The following is a 14,459-nucleotide window of genomic DNA, read 5'->3' as shown; positions in this document are numbered from 1 at the left end:
CTCGTTCTTCGTCGCCCGACGAAGACCGGAGCGTGATCGTCGGCGCGCTTCCGACCCCGACCTAGATCCGACTACCGTGCCGAGGCATGCCAACCGCACTGGTGACCGGATCGACCGTCGGGATCGGGGCCGCCTTCGCCCGCAGGCTCGCCGCAGAGGGATACGACCTCGTGCTCGTCGCGCGCACAGCGTCCGCACTCGAGGAACTCGCGCAGCAGCTGCGTGATCGTCACGGCGTGCACGTCGACGTTCTGCCCGCCGACCTCAGCGATCACGGCGACCGCGCCAAGGTCGAGGCACGCCTGGCCGAGTCGCCCGTCGACCTGCTCGTCAACAACGCGGGCTTCGCCAACACCGGCGAGTTCTTCGCGGCGGACGTCGAGAAGCTGCAGGCCCAGCTGGACGTCAACGTCGCCACGGTGCTGCGCCTGTGCAGGGCCGCCATCCCCGGCATGATGGCGCGCGGCAAGGGCGACGTGATCAACGTGTCCAGCGTGGCCAGCTTCCTGCCCGGCCGCGGCACCAGCTACAGCGCCGACAAGGCCTGGGTGACGTCGTTCTCCGAGGGCATGTCCCTCGCGGTCGGTCACTCCGGCGTGCGGATCATGGCTCTGTGCCCCGGTTTCGTGAAGACCGAGTTCCACAAGCGCGCCAACATCGACATGTCCAAGACGCCGGACTGGCTCTACGTCGACGCCGACCGGCTCGTCCACGAAGCCCTGCGTGACCTGCGCCGCGGCAAGGTGCTGTCGATCCCCGGCACCCAGTACAAGGCGATCGTGAGCGTCACGAAGGTGCTGCCGCGCTCACTGGTGCGCAAGATGGCGTCCCGGTTCGCCGGCGGCCGGGGTCGCACCTGATCGGAACCATCCGGACCAATCGAGCGTCGGAGCCCCTGTGAGTGAACAGTTCCATGTCGTGCCGGACGAGCTGCGCGGGTACAGCGAGCTGCTGGACCGCAACGCCCAGCACTTCCTGACCATCAAGGATCACGCGATCTCCAAGGGCGGTGACACCAGCGGGTTCACCGGCCTGCTGACGTTGCTGCATCCCGTCGTGACCGGCGTCGCGAACCTCTACGGGGAGACGTTGGACTTCGCGAACAAGATGATGCTCAAGGACTCCGAGGCACTGAAGAAGACAGCCGACTCCTACGAGAAGGTCGACCTCCACGGCGTGCAGCTGATGCAGCAGGCAGGAGGTGGCCGATGACCACGGCATACGCGGACGTCGAGGACCCGTCGGTCGCCCTCAGGGCGGCGGCAGAGGACCGGCCAGGACGTCAGACCACCAAGGAACTCATCGAGAAGGCCGGCTGGAAGATCCAGGGCGTCAACTGGATCTACGAGAAGGTCACCGGCGAGAACCTCGTCGAGTCGCTCATCAACCCGCTGCTCGGCGACTTCGAGAAGATCGACGCCAACGCCAACGCGTGGGACCAGGTCGCCAAGGCCCTGGACTCCGTGCGCCACAACGTGGGCGAGGGCGTCAACCAGCTCAACCCGCACTGGAACGGCAAGGCCGCACAGGGCTTCGAACGCCGCATGGACACCATGTGGGTCGTCGCGATCGAGGCGGACTCCCAGGTCGCCCGGATCATCGGCAACAAGTTCCAGTCCATGGCCCAGACCTGCCGGACGGCGACCGGCCTCGCGCTGACGCTGCTCGACATGCTGGTCACCAAGCTGATGGAAGCCGTGATCCTGGCGCCCATCCCGGTGGTGGGTTGGGGCAAGGCCGTGTGGGTCGTCTACGACTGCATCCAGATCGTCGACCGCATCCGCAAGATCATCCTCTCGATCCAGCAGATCATCGAGGGCGTCAAGGGCATGGTCGACGGCATCAAGGCCATGGGCACCGCGCTGATGAAGCTCAAGGACGTGCGGGACGTCAACGACGCCCTCGACGTGGTCGACGGCGTGCAGGACGGCAAGCAGAAGTTCGACAACGGCAAGTCGGCCGTGACCGGCGGCCTGAAGAACATCGCCTGGGACGGCTACAAGCTCGGCAAGTCAGGCCATGCCGCGTCCACCCGGTACAGCGGTGGGAACAGCGGCGGTGGTGGTGCCGGTGCCGGTGCTGGTGCCGGTTCGAGCTCCGGTGGCGCGGGCAGCACAGGCGGAGGACAGCAGTGACGTTCCCCTACGACCAGGCAAGGTTGCAGGCGCTGTTCGACGACGTCGACGCCAAGACCGCGGCAGCGGTGCAGGTCGCCCAGCAGGCGGCCCAGTACCAGCCGCGGTCGCGCGGTGTCAGCGAACAGGACCTCGCCGAGATCGAGCGGTACGCCCGCAGCGGCAACGCGCCCAAGGAGTTCAAGGACCTCCAGCAGCGCATCGACTCGGGTGAGTTCAGCTGGAAGGACATCGCCTCCGGCCGCGTGATGGACGAGGGCGTGCAGAAGGCGCTCGCCACCGGCGTTCCTGACCTCCAGCGCGCCTACACGGCGATCGAGGAGGGCCAGGACATCGACGACATCATCGCGTCGGGCAACCCGGTGGCTCAGCAGCCGCCGCGCTCACGCCGCGACGATGACGACGAGGACGACGGCCCGAGCCACTTCCGCAAGGACGCCTGGTAGTCAGGCTGGCCAGTCCATGCTGTTGCTCAGGTGGCTGGTACCGGTGCCGCGCACCACGTCGAAGGCGACGGCACACGCGAAGGCGAGCGAGCGCAGCGGTTCGGCGGCGGCGGGATTGATCTGGACGTGATCCCGCCGGACCCGCCGGCCGTTGCGCTTGGCGCGCCTTCCGGTCTCGATGCGACCGATGTCACCGAAGAAGCACAGCTGCTGACCGTTCGCGTCGTGGAGTGACTGCCGCCACGCGCCGTGCGTCTTGATCGTCCCGATCAACTGCCCCTGCGGCGTGCTTACGCGCACGTGCGGCCGTCGCCCGAACCGCTTGCTGATCTGCATGAGCGGCCGTCCGTCGGGTGCGACGGCGTCGAGGTCGAACGTCGTCCAGCCGGAGAAACCCGTGTACCGCAACGGCAGCTGCAGCCCTGCCCCAGTGCGCTCCCTGATCACCGCGACCGGGGCGTCGTGTTCGTCGAACACCTCCACCCGGTAGTGCGGCCGGAACAAGAGGCTCATCGCGGTCCACGGCTGTTCGATGTAGAGGGTGCCCACGGTGATGCAGGGTATGCGGCACCGACCGCCCGTGTGTGCGAAGCTGACGACCCGTGCGAACTGAAGTGGTCTTGGACGCGAACGCGAAGTCGGAACTCGCTCGTCTCGTGAGCGAGTTGGCCGTGGTGCACGGCAAGGTGACCCTCTCCAGCGGCAAGGAAGCCGACTACTACGTCGACCTGCGCCGCGCGACGCTGCACCACGCGGCGGCCCCGCTGATCGGCAAGCTGCTGCGGCAGCTGACCAGCGACTGGGACTTCGTCGCCGTCGGCGGGCTCACGCTCGGTGCCGACCCCGTCGCCTACGCGATGATGCACTCCGCCGCGGCCGCCGGTCACGTGCTCGACGCCTTCGTCGTGCGCAAGGCCAGCAAGACCCACGGCATGCAGCGGCAGATCGAGGGCATCGACGTGCGGGGCCAGCGCGTGCTCGCCGTCGAGGACACCTCCACCACGGGCGGTTCGGTCCTCACGGCCGTCACGGCGTTGCGCGAGCACGGTGCGGAGGTCGTCGGTGTGGCCACGGTCGTCGACCGCGGCACGGGCGCCAAGGAGGCCATCGAGGCCGAGGGGCTGCCGTACCGGTACCTGTTGGACCTGAACGACCTCGGCCTCGCCTGAGGTTCGTTCGTTTTATCGAGCGCGATTCGAGCTACCCCGTCCTAGTCTGGAGGGCGGGGTGGTGCGAATGGCCAGGTTCCTTGCTGAAGCGGTCATGGCTTTGCATTTCACGGTGCTCGCGTTCCTTCTCCTGGGCGGCTTCCTGGCGTGGCGGTGGCGGTGGGTGATCTATCCGCACCTGGTCCTGGGCGCGTGGGCGGTGCTGAGCATCGTGACTCCGACGGTCTGCCCGCTCACGCTGTGGGAGAACGACTTCCGTGGGCTGGCGGGCATGCCGCTGCTGGAGACCGGGTTCATCGACCACTACATCGACGGCGTCTGGTACCCGGAGAGCGCGTCGACGCTGGTGCAGCTCGTGCTGGGGTCGATCGTGATCGTCTCGTGGATCGGCTTCTATGCTGGCCACCGTGCTGCTCGAAGGCTTTCACGCTGTTAAGCACGCGTTGCGCTTCGGCGCCGACGTGCATCCGTTGATCACCACGGACCTCAGCGCCGCGATCAGCCTCGCCGAGACGCACGCGCCCGACCTGGTGGAGAAGTTCGAGGCCGCCACCGAGGTCGACAAGGCCGGGTTCGTCCTGCGCGTCGGCCGCACCCATCCGACCGGCGTGGCAGGGTTCGCGGAGAGGCCAGAGCTGCCGTTCGACCGGAACGCGCCGATCGTGCTGCTCGACAACCCGCGCAACCTCGGCAACTTCGGCGCCACGATTCGCGTGGCGGCGGGTCTGGATGCGGGTGGCGTGATCTCCACCGGTGACGTGGATCCGTGGCACCCCAACGTTCTCCGGGGCTCGGCCGGGCTGCACTTCGCCCTGCCCGTCGCCAGGGCCACCACCCTCGACTTCGACGGCGAGCTGATCGCGTTCGACGCGGACGGCGATCTCCTGGCCGGCCCGATTCCCGACAACGCCGTGCTGGCGTTCGGTTCGGAGCGCCACGGGCTGTCGGAGGAGGTCCGCGCGAAGGCGACCAGGATCGTGCGGCTGCCCATGCGCGAGAAGGTCAGCAGTTACAACCTGACGACTTCTGTCGCCATGGGTCTCTACCACTGGGTGATTCACCGCGCTTCTTGACCGGTCAAGAACGCACCATGACGCAGTGGCGATCGCGAAACTGCTGGCGGCGCGCGCGGGCGTCGCGGAGCGTGCGGTGTATTCCAGGCACCTGCGGCGGGTCTGGGGTGTGCCGGGCACGCTGCTCGGTGCGAGGGCGTGGCCCCCGCTGTTCAGGGACAAGGTGCACGCCAGCTTCAACTACTGGTGGCAGGCGCACCTGCTCGACTGCATGGTCGACGGCTACCTGCGCTCGCCCAGCGAGTTGCGCAAGAGGACCATCACCAAGCTCGTGCGGGGCATCCGGGTGCGCAACGTCCTCGGCTGGACCAACGACTTCTACGACGACGTCGCGTGGCTCGGCCTCGCCCTCCAGCGTGCCGAGCAGATCGTCGGTGTCACGAAGCCCAAGGCTCTCAACGCGATCGCGGAACAGCTGCGGGACGGCTGGACCGACCACGCCGGTGGCGGCATCTGGTGGAAGCGCAAGGACGACTTCAAGAACGTGCCGGCCAACGGGCCCGCCGCGATCTTCCTGGCCCGGCAGAACGACCGCACCGACCTCGCCCGCGCGCGGTCCATAGTGGACTGGATGGTGGACAACCTCGTAGACGAGAACAGTGGCCTCGCGTGGGACGGCCTACATGTGCACCCCAACGGCGAGATCCGGGAGTACGAGAAGAACGTCTACACGTACTGCCAAGGGGTTCTGATCGGCGCGTGCGTCGAGCTCGCCAAGCACGGCCAGCAGGAGAAGTGGCTCGAGAAGGCCGCCCGCACGATCACCGCGGTGCACGACGACCTCGCCACCAACGGCGTGATCAAGGGTCAGGGCGGCGGTGACGGCGGCCTGTTCGCGGGCATCCTCACCCGCTACCTGGCGCAGGCCGCGTTGACGATCCCCGAGCTCGAACCGGATCTCCACGACACCGCGGACCTCGCCAGGGAGCTCGTGATCCAGTCGGCGGAGGCGGTGTGGCTCAACCGCGTGATGGCGGTGAGCGGCCCGCTGTTCGGTCCGGAGTGGACGGTCCCGGCGGACGAGCGGGAGGGCCGCGACCTGTCGGTTCAGCTGGGTGGGTGGATGTGCCTGGAGGCCGCGGCGCTGCTGGAGCGGCAAGGCCTGAACGTCACGACCCCTTGAGGTAGCTCAGCAACGTCTTGGCGTCCTCGCGGAACTGCTCCGGCGAGTCGTCGATCACGAACTCCAACAGGGCGTTGCGCTCGATGCCGTCCCGCGCGAGCTCGGTCAGCACCGGCTTCCACAGGTCGCGCCGCGCCGAGAGCGGCAACCGGTCCTGATAACCACCGGACCCCCACGAGAAGACGTGCGCGGTCACGGGTTCCAGCGTCCGCACCTCGTGCACGGCGGAGAACACGTCCTGGCCACCGCGCGGCTGCCAGTACGGCACCACGCCGTCGACCTCGTCGAGCAGCTGGACCGCGGACTCCAGCGTGTCCGTCAGCGTGTTGCGGTGATACTCCAGCGCGATCCGCGTGCCCATCGCGTCCGCGTGCTCGACGGCGTGCTGCAGCGCCTCGATCACCGGGCCGCGGTCGGGGCACTCGGCCGACCCGGACGTGCCCGCCCAGACCCGCACGAGCGGCGCGTCCAGTTCGGCCGCGGTCTCCAGGATCGTCGCCAGGTCAGCGCGATCGGAGACACCCGCCCGGTAGTACGACCCGTACGCGGCCACCTTCAGCCCGGTGTCGAGCGCCTGCCGTGCCGCCGCGAAGTCGCCGGGCGGCACGTGCACGTCACCACCCCACTCCACGGCCTGCAGCCCGCATTCCAGGGCCAGCTCGCCGATCTCGGGGATCGTCAGCTGCCGGAACGTCACGGAGACGAGGCCGGGGATCAGCATCCGCAGGACTGCCGGTGCATGAGCGAGGGCGACAGCCGGATGGTCTCCGGCGGCCGCCGCGGATCCGCGATCCGGGAGAGCAGCAGCTTCACGGCGGTCCGGCCGATCTCCTCGACCGGCTGGGCCAGGGTGGTGAGCGGCGGTTCGATCAACGTGGCCCACTCGACCTCGTCGTAGGCGACGACGGCGAGATCCGTGCCGAGCTTCAGGCCGCGGGCGCGTGCCTCGTGCAGCATTCCTACCGTGACGAGGTGATCGGCCGCGACGACCGCGGTCGCCGGGTCGTCCTGGTCGAGCAGCGGCGCGAGCCAGCCGCTCTGCGACACCAGCGCCTCGTCCCACTTGAGGCCCGCACGGCCGAGACCGAGCCGGTAGCCGAGGATGCGCTCCTCGGTCGTCGCGACGCCCGCCTTGCCGCAGACGATGCCGATCCGCCGGTGCCCCAGTTCGGCGAGGTGCTTCACCAGACCCGAGGTGGCCTGGACGTTCTCCGGCCCGACCTGGTCGATGTCCTTGGCCACGGTCAGCCGGTCGACCAGCACGGTGGGAATGCCGAGCCGCTTGAGCTCGGGCAGCACAAGGCTTCCACCGCCTGCCGAGGGTGTCAGCAGCAACCCGTCGACTCTCCGTGAGCGCAGCATCCTGACCGCGGTCTGCTCGGATTCGGGGGTGTCCCGCGTGTCGATCAGCACGAGCGAGTAGCCGTTCCGGGTCGCTTCCGACTCGATGGCCGCGATCAGCTCGGCGAAGTACGGGTGGGAGACCAGCGAAACCGCGAGGCCCAGCGACTTCGTGCCGCCCATGACCAGCGATCGCGCGATGGCGTCACCCGTGTACCCGGTTTCGTCGATCGCCTTCTGGACGCGCTCTCGCGTGTCATCGGCGACCGGCCTGGTCTCGTTGATCACGTGTGACACCGTGGTGATGGAGACCCCCGCGAGAGCCGCGACATCCCGCATGGTGACCATGGCCGGGACCTTACCCGTTTGGAGGATGCCCAGATGGCAGCCGTGCTGTGTGTCGGGCTGACAACTCTCGACGTGACTCAACGGGTGGACGCCTTCCCGGCTCCCGGCGAGAAGGTCCGCTCGCTGGACGCGGTGCTGTCGCCCGGCGGTCCGGCGGCCAACGCGGCGCGCGCGGTCGCGGCACTCGGCGGAAAGTCCTTACTGCTCACCGCGTTGGGTGCCGACGCACTGGGTGAATTCGTCAGGGCGTCCTTGGATCCGGTCCAAGTGACTGCCGTGGCCGGCACGACGCCCGTGAGCATGGTCGTCGTCAGAGCCGCAGATGGGGAGCGCACTGTCGTTTCGCGTAACGCGTCGGTGCCCGTCGTCGCGCCGGATTTGTCCGGCCTCCTCACCGGTGTCGACGTCGTGCTCTTGGACGGACACCATGACGGCCTGGTGATCCCCGTCGCCCGGCAGGCGAAAGCGATGGGATTGCCTGTGGTGCTCGACGCCGGGAGCTGGAAACCTGTCCTCGATCACCTGTTGCCGCTGGTGGACGTGGCCGCCTGCAGTTCGGGTTTCGAGCGGTCCGAGGCCGAGGTGCACTCCTACGGGGTGCCGCTGGTCGTTCGCACCCATGGTGCGAAGCCGGTGACCTGGTCGCGGAACGGCTCGACCGGAGAGGTGCCCGTGCCGGCGGTGGAGGTGAAGGACACGAACGGAGCCGGTGACGTCTGGCACGGCGCGTACGCCTACGCGCTGGCGTCAGGTGCGGATCCGGTCGCCGCCATCGGCTTCGCGTCGGAGGCGGCTGCTGTTCGGGTCGGTGCGGTCGGGGACTGGGTTGAGAGGCTGGCACGGTGGCAGGACAGCAGGTCAGGTTCGAGGAGCTGCTAGAGCGGGCCAAAGCGCTCACAGATCTGGGCGAGCGCAAGATCCTCGGTATCGGCGGGGCACCCGGCTCCGGCAAGTCGACGCTCGCGCGCCGGCTCGTCGAGGCGCTCGACGGCCAGGCCGTCCTCGTCGAGATGGATGGTTTCCACCTCGCCCAGCGCGAGCTGGAACGGCTCCGGCTGGTCGAACGCAAGGGTGCGCCGGACACGTTCGACATCCCCGGCTACGTCGACCTGCTCGGCCGGATCAAGGCGTGCGGGCCGGACATGATCTACGCGCCGGAGTTCCGCCGCGAGATCGAGGAGCCGATCGCCTGCGCGGTGCCGGTGCACCCCGACGTCCCGCTCGTCGTCACCGAGGGCAACTACCTGCTGCTCAACTACGACAAGTGGAAGCGCGTCCGGATCATCCTCGACGAGGCGTGGTTCCTGTTCATCGACGAGGACGTGCGCGTGCAGCGCCTGATCGACCGCCACCTGCGGTACGGGCGCACCTTGTCGGAGGCGCAGGAACGGGTGCTGCACGGCACGGATCACGTGAACGCGCTGATGGTGAACTCGTCGAAGGGATCAGCGGATCTGCTGATCACCGAGGTGCTCTAGCCGCCTCTGGGAACGCGGCGAGGCCGCCCTCGATCAACGCGGCGGCACGGCGGACCTCGTCGGCCGCGGCGGTGAGCGCGTCCTGGACCTGGTGACCAGGCTGTAGGTGAGTCCGCAGGGCGCGGAACTGGATCCGCCACAGGCCGAGCAGCGCGGCCGCGGCGATCTGGGGTTCGGGGTCGGTGGGCCCGAGCGCGGCCCGGGAGGCGAGTGCTTCGGCGGCGACGTCGACGAACCGTTCGGCGGTGCTGCTCTGGTACGCCCGCAACGACGGAGTGCTGCGGATGAGGTCGCCGAACTTGCGATAGCTGTTCAGGGCCTCGTCGCCGGTCAGGCTCCGGCCGAGATCGCGCAGCTCGTCGTCCAGGATCTTCAGCATCGCGGCGACCGGGGACAGCGCCGGGTCCGCGAGATGGGTGCGCAACGCGTCGGCGGTGGCCTCCAGCCGGTCCAGGACGAGGGCCTCTTTGCTGGGGAAGTAGTTGAAGACCGTCTTCTCGGACACTCCGCAGGCCTCGGCGACGTCGGCGACTCGGACCGCGTCGAAGCCGTGCTCGATGAACATCCGTGCGGCTGTGTCGGACAGCTGCTGACGCATCGCGCGCTTCTTGCGCTCGCGCAGCCCTTCCGCAGCTCGTGTTGCCATGCGACCCAGCCTACGACAGCCACTGAAAAAGTTCTGCTACAGTAATTTTACTGCGACTGAACGTTTTGACCCGTGAGGAGTTCGCTGTGGCTGAGATCGACATCGTGTGCGACTACCCGCACTCGCCCCTGAAGGTCTGGCGGGCGCTGACCGATCCGGACCTGATCCCGCACTGGACCTCGACCGGGCAGGGCGCTCGTGCCGTCGGCTTCGAGCCGGTGGCCGGCAACCGGTTCCAGTTCGTGGCCAAGCCGGTTCCGGGATGGCGAGGCGTCGTCGACTGCGAGGTGCTGGAGGTCCGCGAACAGGAGCTGCTGCGTTACACCTGGGTCGGTGCCGACGGTGAGCAGCCCAGCTACGTCCGCTACCGGCTGGAACCGACACCCGAGGGCACCCGGTTCACCTATCACCACACCGGGTTCACCGGGATCGGCGGGTATGTGATGGCCAGGATGCTGGGCTCCGTCCGGCGGAAGATGCTCACCGTCGGGATGCCCGCTCTGCTGGCCGAGATGGACGAGACCGGCGCACGGCTGCCCGAGGACCGCCGGTGAACGCCTTCGCTCAGACGTTCGCGGTCACCGCGGCGCTCATGCACCTGTGGATCTTCACGATGGAGAGCCTCCGGTTTGCTCGCCCTCGGGTTCACGCCATGTTCGACGTGCGGACCGCAGACCTCGCCGCGGTCCGGCCCTGGGCGTTCCACCAGGGGTGCTACAACGCGATTCTGGCCATCCAGACGCTGGTGGGCCTGGCCGTCGTGCACCTGGGCGATGCCTCTGCCGGGTGGGCGCTCGTCCTGGGCGCCTGCGCCTCGATGCTCGCGGCGAGCGTCGCCCTGATCGCCTTCGACCCGCGCCGGTCACGGGTGCGGGGCCTGATCGGCCAGGGCGCACCCGCCCTGGCCACACTCACCGCCGCCCTGCTGTGAACCCGTGGCCAGTACCGCGACCGGCAACCAACGCCCGCGTCTGCCCATTGCGGCACTCAGCGGGCGTGGTGCTCGCTGACGTGCTCGAGGTCCTCGCTGGTCTCGTCGATCGGCTTGCGCATCTCCTGCCGGTAGCGCCAGATGCCCCACCCGGTGCCGCCGAGGAAGAACGCGATGCTCACGATCAACGCGGCCGTCTCCAGCCACGGCAGCTCCTGCAGGATGCCCGCGCCGTAGTACCCGGCCAGCACCAGCGTCGGCACCCACGCGACGGCCCCGATGGTCGTGGCCAGCGTGAAGCGGCGGATGTCCATCCGCGCGGCACCCGCGATGATCGGCGCCAGCGTGCGGATCCACGGGATCCAGCGGGCCAGCACGACGGCCCAGAACCCTCGCCGGTCGAGGAAGTCGCCGGCCCGTTTCAGGTTCTGCCGGTTCAGCACCTTGCCGCCCTTGCGGGCGAGCACGCGCGTACCGGTGTGCCTGCCGATGTAGTAGCCGACCTGGTTGCCGACAACGGCCACGACGAGCGCCACCCCGGACAGCGCCCACGCCGACACCTCGCTGTTGTGTTGCGCCAGCACCACGCCGGCGGCGAACAGCAGCGAGTCACCGGGCAGGAACAACCCGAAGATGAACGCGCACTCGAAGAAGATGAAGCTCAGCACGATGACCCACACGGCCACCGGACCTGCGGTCTCCAACGAGGCGAAAGCATGCGCCACGGTGACCAAGCCTACGTCGTGCTGTGCCGGCGGCACGGCGACATCGGTCTAACAGGACGACGAAATCCTGGTTGAGCACGTTGGGTCACCACGTGAACTCCCCTTCCGCTGAGATCACCTTCGAGTGAACCAGTCGAATCGGACTAGCGTGGAACGCATGGAGACCTTGCTCGTCGAACTCCGCGCCGCACTGGGTGACTCCGGCGTTCTCACCGACACCGACGTCACCGACAGCTACCGGCGCGACATGATGCCGTTGGCGCCGGACGGCAGCCCGTTGGCGGTGGTGTTCCCCCTGAACACCGAGCAGGTCCAAGCGGTGGTGCGAGCCTGCGCGCGCCACCACGTCCCCATTGTCCCCCGTGGCGCCGGCAGTGGCCTCTCCGGTGCCGCGAACGCCATCGACGGCTGCGTCGTCCTCGTCACGACCAAGATGGACGCCATCGTCGAGATCGACGCCGACAACCGCCTCGCCGTGGTCGAGCCGGGCGTGATCAACCTCGACCTGCGCGGCGCCGTCGAGAAGAACGGCCTGTTCTACCCGCCGGACCCGAGCAGCTACGACTGGTGCACGATCGGTGGCAACCTCTCCACCAACGCGGGCGGCCTGTGCTGCGTGAAGTACGGCGTGACCACCGATTCGGTGCTGGGCCTTGAAGTGGTCCTGGCCGACGGCGAGGTCCTCAGAACCGGCCGCCGCACGGTCAAGGGTGTCGCTGGCTACGACCTGACGAAGCTCTTCATCGGCTCCGAAGGCACCCTGGGCGTGATCACCAAGGCGACGCTCGCGTTGAAACCGCTCCCTCAGGCTCCCGCGACGCTGGTCGCCGCGTTCAGCAGCACCACCACGGCCGGTGCCGCCGTCAGCCGGATCGTCCGCGAGGGCCTGGTCCCGTCGCTGATGGAGATCATGGACCGCACCTCGATCGAGGCCGTGGAGCAGTACCTGAAGACCGAGCTGGGCGCGGGCCCCGGCTGCGCGGCCCTGCTGATCTGCCAGTCCGACGCGGGCGGTGAGCAGGCCCGGCACGAGCTGCAGCAGATCGAGGCCATCTGCTCCGAGGCCGACCTCGTCTACGCGACGCACGACATCAACGAGGGCCGCGACCTGCTGACCGCGCGCCGGGCCGTGCTGACCGCGCTGGAGGTCTACGGCTCCTGGCTGACCGACGACGTGTGCGTCCCGCGCACCCGCATCGCCGAGCTCATCCAGGGCTGCGAGGACATCTCCAAGGAGGTCGACCTCAAGATCGCCGTCGTCGGCCACGCCGGCGACGGCAACATGCACCCGACGATCGTCTACAACGCGGCTTCGGAGGACGAGTTCGCCCGTGCCCAGAAGGCGTTCGACGACATCCTCGCAGTCGGGCTGTCGCTGGGCGGGACGGTCACCGGTGAGCACGGCATCGGCAAGATCAAGCGGGAGTGGCTGGCGAAGGAGATCGGACCGGTCGGTCTCCGGGTCCACCGCGACATCAAACGCGCGCTGGACCCGGAGAACCTGTTCAACCCCGGCTCGATGTTCAGTCTCTGACCCCGAGTTCCTTCGGAGCCGCTCAGCAACACCCTGCCCTGACAGCGCCAATCGGCTCCTGAGCCGCCTTTTCCACGTCCGCGAGCATCTGCTGCCGTTCTGCCGACCCGAGCACCCGGCCGCGGGTCAGCACCGCGTGGATCCGTTGCGTGTGGCGGATGTCCTTGAGCGGATTGCCGTCCAGCACGACGAGGTTCGCCTCCCCGCCTGGCGTGAGCCGGGTGCCCCGCGTGCCCGCCCTCAACGCCGCCCCAGGCGACAAGCCCGCCTCGACCAGCAGCTCCAGCTCGTCGTGCACCGAGAACCCGGAGAACACGTACGGGTTGCCCGCGTCCGTGCCGACCAGCACCTCCACGCCGAGCTCGTGCATTTCCGCGACCTGTTCCTGGCGGCGCCGGAAGAACTCGGCCTGCTCCCGGATCTCCTGCGGGGTGACCGGAGCCCACCGCTTCAGGCCGTCCCGCCAGAGGTCCCGGTAGAAGGCCGGCATGTACTTCATCCGCGGGTCGTTCTCGAACCGGTCGGCCGGGCTCGAGTACACCCGCATCGCGACCATCGTCGGAACCAGTGCGGATCCGTTGCGCCGCAACAACCTCGCCAGCTGCACGGCCTTGTTCCGGCTGTGCGACGACGTGGCCCGGCGTTCGAGCTCCAGCACCTGCCTGAACCACGCGAAGGGGTCGGCCGGGTCGAGCGGCAGGTCTGCGATCCGTTGGCGCAGCTCCGTTTCCTGGGAGCTGGTCGCGAGCGGCAAGCCGTACATGTGCTCGAACGTCCGCTGTCCCAACGAACTCGCGTCGCCCAGCGCCACGTGGTTCGAGCAGTGGCCGGCGAACGTGATGTCCTGCCGCGCACACTCGTCCGCGATGGCGGCGAGGGTCGGGCGGTCCAGGTACGAGTACACCTTCACGAAGTCGGCGCCCTGGGTCTTGGCGTCGCGCACGGCCTGGCGTCCCTCGTCCGGCGTCGCGACGATCAGGGCGCCGGGCAACGTCGAGTGCGGGCCGTCGATGATCGAGCTGCCCACGACGAGCCGCGGGCCGAAGACCTCGCCGCGGTCGATGCGGGCGCGCAGCTCGTAGAGCGGCGGGAAACCCCACATCTCGCGGATGCCCGTCACGCCGTTGACCAGGCACAGCGGCAACGTGACGCGGTCCAGGAACGAGCCGTGCACGTGCATGTCCCACAAGCCGGGGATGACGAACTTGCCCGGCAGGTCCAACACTGTCGCGCCGCGTGGCAACGGCAGGTCGCGCGAGCCGACCGCGAGAATCTTGTTGTCCGCCAGCACGATGGTGGCGTTCGGGCAGACGCGCGAGGAGTCGACGAGGGTGACGCCTCGCAGTGCGGTGACGCCGACGGACGCGCTGGCGTGACCCGGTGCGAACAGGCCGATGCCCGCCGCCGCACCGAGCCCGGCCAGCCAGCCCAGCACTTCACGTCGAGTGGTGTCAGTCATGCCGTTCAACCAACACCTTGACGTTACGTCAGACTCAAATCCTCAAGCACC

General features: G+C 68.5%; 19 protein-coding genes. 13 read left to right on the top strand and 6 right to left on the bottom strand.

Features of this window, described 5'->3' with window-relative positions:
• Positions 1 to 86: 86 nt before the first annotated feature.
• From JOD27_RS26085 to JOD27_RS26070, 4 genes are read left to right on the top strand one after another with little or no spacing between them, the layout of a single operon-like run.
• Positions 87 to 860: an SDR family NAD(P)-dependent oxidoreductase gene (locus JOD27_RS26085; RefSeq protein WP_204764889.1), complete on the top strand. Its 774-nt coding sequence runs from the start codon at positions 87 to 89 to the stop codon at positions 858 to 860.
• 37 nt (positions 861 to 897) lie between these two features.
• On the top strand, positions 898 to 1,212 hold the full coding sequence (locus tag JOD27_RS26080; RefSeq protein WP_204764888.1) for a hypothetical protein: 315 nt from the start codon (positions 898 to 900) through the stop codon (positions 1,210 to 1,212).
• A complete protein-coding gene (locus tag JOD27_RS26075; RefSeq protein ID WP_204764887.1) occupies positions 1,209 to 2,135 on the top strand; it encodes a WXG100 family type VII secretion target in 927 nt (308 codons plus the stop codon). Before JOD27_RS26080 ends, JOD27_RS26075 begins: the two co-directional genes overlap by 4 nt.
• Positions 2,132 to 2,581, top strand: a complete 450-nt coding sequence (locus tag JOD27_RS26070) for a hypothetical protein (RefSeq protein ID WP_204764886.1) — start codon at positions 2,132 to 2,134, stop codon at positions 2,579 to 2,581. Before JOD27_RS26075 ends, JOD27_RS26070 begins: the two co-directional genes overlap by 4 nt.
• Here JOD27_RS26070 and JOD27_RS26065 read toward each other — a convergent pair whose 3' ends face one another.
• Positions 2,582 to 3,130, bottom strand: a complete 549-nt coding sequence (locus tag JOD27_RS26065) for a hypothetical protein (RefSeq protein ID WP_204764885.1) — start codon at positions 3,128 to 3,130, stop codon at positions 2,582 to 2,584.
• A gap of 65 nt (positions 3,131 to 3,195) precedes the next feature.
• Here JOD27_RS26065 and pyrE point away from each other — a divergent pair, with 65 nt between their 5' ends.
• From pyrE to JOD27_RS26045, 4 genes are all read left to right on the top strand, one after another.
• Positions 3,196 to 3,750 (top strand): orotate phosphoribosyltransferase, encoded by a 555-nt coding sequence (gene pyrE / locus JOD27_RS26060; protein ID WP_204764996.1) that lies wholly within the window; start codon positions 3,196 to 3,198, stop codon positions 3,748 to 3,750.
• A 94-nt stretch (positions 3,751 to 3,844) separates the two neighbouring features.
• The gene (locus tag JOD27_RS26055; RefSeq protein ID WP_239568749.1) at positions 3,845 to 4,186 is read left to right on the top strand and encodes a DUF2784 domain-containing protein; all 342 of its coding nucleotides are present in this window, start codon (positions 3,845 to 3,847) and stop codon (positions 4,184 to 4,186) included.
• The gene (locus JOD27_RS26050; RefSeq protein WP_204764883.1) at positions 4,146 to 4,823 is read left to right on the top strand and encodes a TrmH family RNA methyltransferase; all 678 of its coding nucleotides are present in this window, start codon (positions 4,146 to 4,148) and stop codon (positions 4,821 to 4,823) included. The genes JOD27_RS26055 and JOD27_RS26050 overlap by 41 nt, the downstream gene beginning before the upstream one ends.
• 25 nt (positions 4,824 to 4,848) lie before the next feature.
• Entirely contained in the window at positions 4,849 to 5,946 is a 1,098-nt protein-coding gene (locus JOD27_RS26045; protein WP_204764882.1) for a glycoside hydrolase family 76 protein, read from the top strand.
• Here the strand turns inward: JOD27_RS26045 and JOD27_RS26040 are convergent.
• Positions 5,933 to 6,667 carry a sugar phosphate isomerase/epimerase family protein gene (locus tag JOD27_RS26040; protein WP_204764881.1) on the bottom strand — a complete coding sequence of 245 codons (735 nt, stop codon included), beginning with the start codon at positions 6,665 to 6,667 and terminating at the stop codon, positions 5,933 to 5,935. The two genes, JOD27_RS26045 and JOD27_RS26040, sit on opposite strands and share 14 nt — an antisense overlap.
• Complete coding sequence (locus JOD27_RS26035; RefSeq protein ID WP_204764880.1) at positions 6,661 to 7,635, bottom strand: LacI family DNA-binding transcriptional regulator; 975 nt, start codon at positions 7,633 to 7,635, stop codon at positions 6,661 to 6,663. Before JOD27_RS26035 ends, JOD27_RS26040 begins: the two co-directional genes overlap by 7 nt.
• 33 nt (positions 7,636 to 7,668) lie before the next feature.
• Between JOD27_RS26035 and JOD27_RS26030 the strand changes: the two genes are divergently transcribed.
• Together JOD27_RS26030 and JOD27_RS26025 are read left to right on the top strand one after the other, a co-directional pair.
• Complete coding sequence (locus JOD27_RS26030) at positions 7,669 to 8,514, top strand: PfkB family carbohydrate kinase (RefSeq protein ID WP_204764879.1); 846 nt, start codon at positions 7,669 to 7,671, stop codon at positions 8,512 to 8,514.
• Complete coding sequence (locus JOD27_RS26025; RefSeq protein WP_204764878.1) at positions 8,478 to 9,113, top strand: nucleoside/nucleotide kinase family protein; 636 nt, start codon at positions 8,478 to 8,480, stop codon at positions 9,111 to 9,113. The genes JOD27_RS26030 and JOD27_RS26025 overlap by 37 nt, the downstream gene beginning before the upstream one ends.
• Here JOD27_RS26025 and JOD27_RS26020 read toward each other — a convergent pair.
• Entirely contained in the window at positions 9,097 to 9,759 is a 663-nt protein-coding gene (locus tag JOD27_RS26020; protein WP_239568747.1) for a TetR family transcriptional regulator, read from the bottom strand. The genes JOD27_RS26025 and JOD27_RS26020 overlap by 17 nt on opposite strands.
• A gap of 86 nt (positions 9,760 to 9,845) precedes the next feature.
• On the opposite strand from JOD27_RS26020, the gene JOD27_RS26015 reads away from it, so the two are divergent.
• Both JOD27_RS26015 and JOD27_RS26010 read left to right on the top strand, forming a co-directional pair.
• Positions 9,846 to 10,313, top strand: coding sequence for an SRPBCC family protein (locus JOD27_RS26015; protein ID WP_204764877.1), 468 nt, complete (start codon positions 9,846 to 9,848; stop codon positions 10,311 to 10,313).
• The gene (locus JOD27_RS26010) at positions 10,310 to 10,690 is read left to right on the top strand and encodes a DUF1304 domain-containing protein (protein WP_204764876.1); all 381 of its coding nucleotides are present in this window, start codon (positions 10,310 to 10,312) and stop codon (positions 10,688 to 10,690) included. Before JOD27_RS26015 ends, JOD27_RS26010 begins: the two co-directional genes overlap by 4 nt.
• Positions 10,691 to 10,746: 56 nt before the next feature.
• On the opposite strand, the gene JOD27_RS26005 is transcribed toward JOD27_RS26010, so the two are convergent.
• Positions 10,747 to 11,415 carry a DedA family protein gene (locus JOD27_RS26005; RefSeq protein WP_307830322.1) on the bottom strand — a complete coding sequence of 223 codons (669 nt, stop codon included), beginning with the start codon at positions 11,413 to 11,415 and terminating at the stop codon, positions 10,747 to 10,749.
• Positions 11,416 to 11,572: 157 nt separating this feature from the next.
• Between JOD27_RS26005 and JOD27_RS26000 the strand changes: the two genes are divergently transcribed.
• A complete protein-coding gene (locus JOD27_RS26000) occupies positions 11,573 to 12,949 on the top strand; it encodes an FAD-binding oxidoreductase (protein WP_204764874.1) in 1,377 nt (458 codons plus the stop codon).
• Between the two features lie 22 nt (positions 12,950 to 12,971).
• On the opposite strand, the gene JOD27_RS25995 is transcribed toward JOD27_RS26000, so the two are convergent.
• On the bottom strand, positions 12,972 to 14,408 hold the full coding sequence (locus JOD27_RS25995) for an amidohydrolase family protein (RefSeq protein ID WP_204764873.1): 1,437 nt from the start codon (positions 14,406 to 14,408) through the stop codon (positions 12,972 to 12,974).
• Positions 14,409 to 14,459 lie beyond the last annotated feature (51 nt).

Source organism: Lentzea nigeriaca, from assembly GCF_016907955.1.
GTDB classification, from domain to species: Bacteria; Actinomycetota; Actinomycetes; order Mycobacteriales; family Pseudonocardiaceae; genus Lentzea; species Lentzea nigeriaca.
The sequence above is the reverse complement of the archived record's forward strand: the minus strand, read 5'-3'. Positions and strand labels throughout refer to the sequence as shown.

Coding starts and splice junctions, on each gene's coding strand:
- JOD27_RS26085 (WP_204764889.1), top strand. CDS start 87: ATGCCAACCGCACTGGTGACCGGATCGACCGTCGGGATCGGGGCCGCC.
- JOD27_RS26075 (WP_204764887.1), top strand. CDS start 1,209: ATGACCACGGCATACGCGGACGTCGAGGACCCGTCGGTCGCCCTCAGG.
- JOD27_RS26055 (WP_239568749.1), top strand. CDS start 3,845: ATGGCTTTGCATTTCACGGTGCTCGCGTTCCTTCTCCTGGGCGGCTTC.
- JOD27_RS26050 (WP_204764883.1), top strand. CDS start 4,146: ATGCTGGCCACCGTGCTGCTCGAAGGCTTTCACGCTGTTAAGCACGCG.
- JOD27_RS26040 (WP_204764881.1), bottom strand. CDS start 6,667: ATGCTGATCCCCGGCCTCGTCTCCGTGACGTTCCGGCAGCTGACGATC.
- JOD27_RS26035 (WP_204764880.1), bottom strand. CDS start 7,635: ATGGTCACCATGCGGGATGTCGCGGCTCTCGCGGGGGTCTCCATCACC.
- JOD27_RS26030 (WP_204764879.1), top strand. CDS start 7,669: ATGGCAGCCGTGCTGTGTGTCGGGCTGACAACTCTCGACGTGACTCAA.
- JOD27_RS26020 (WP_239568747.1), bottom strand. CDS start 9,759: ATGGCAACACGAGCTGCGGAAGGGCTGCGCGAGCGCAAGAAGCGCGCG.
- JOD27_RS26000 (WP_204764874.1), top strand. CDS start 11,573: ATGGAGACCTTGCTCGTCGAACTCCGCGCCGCACTGGGTGACTCCGGC.
- JOD27_RS25995 (WP_204764873.1), bottom strand. CDS start 14,408: ATGACTGACACCACTCGACGTGAAGTGCTGGGCTGGCTGGCCGGGCTC.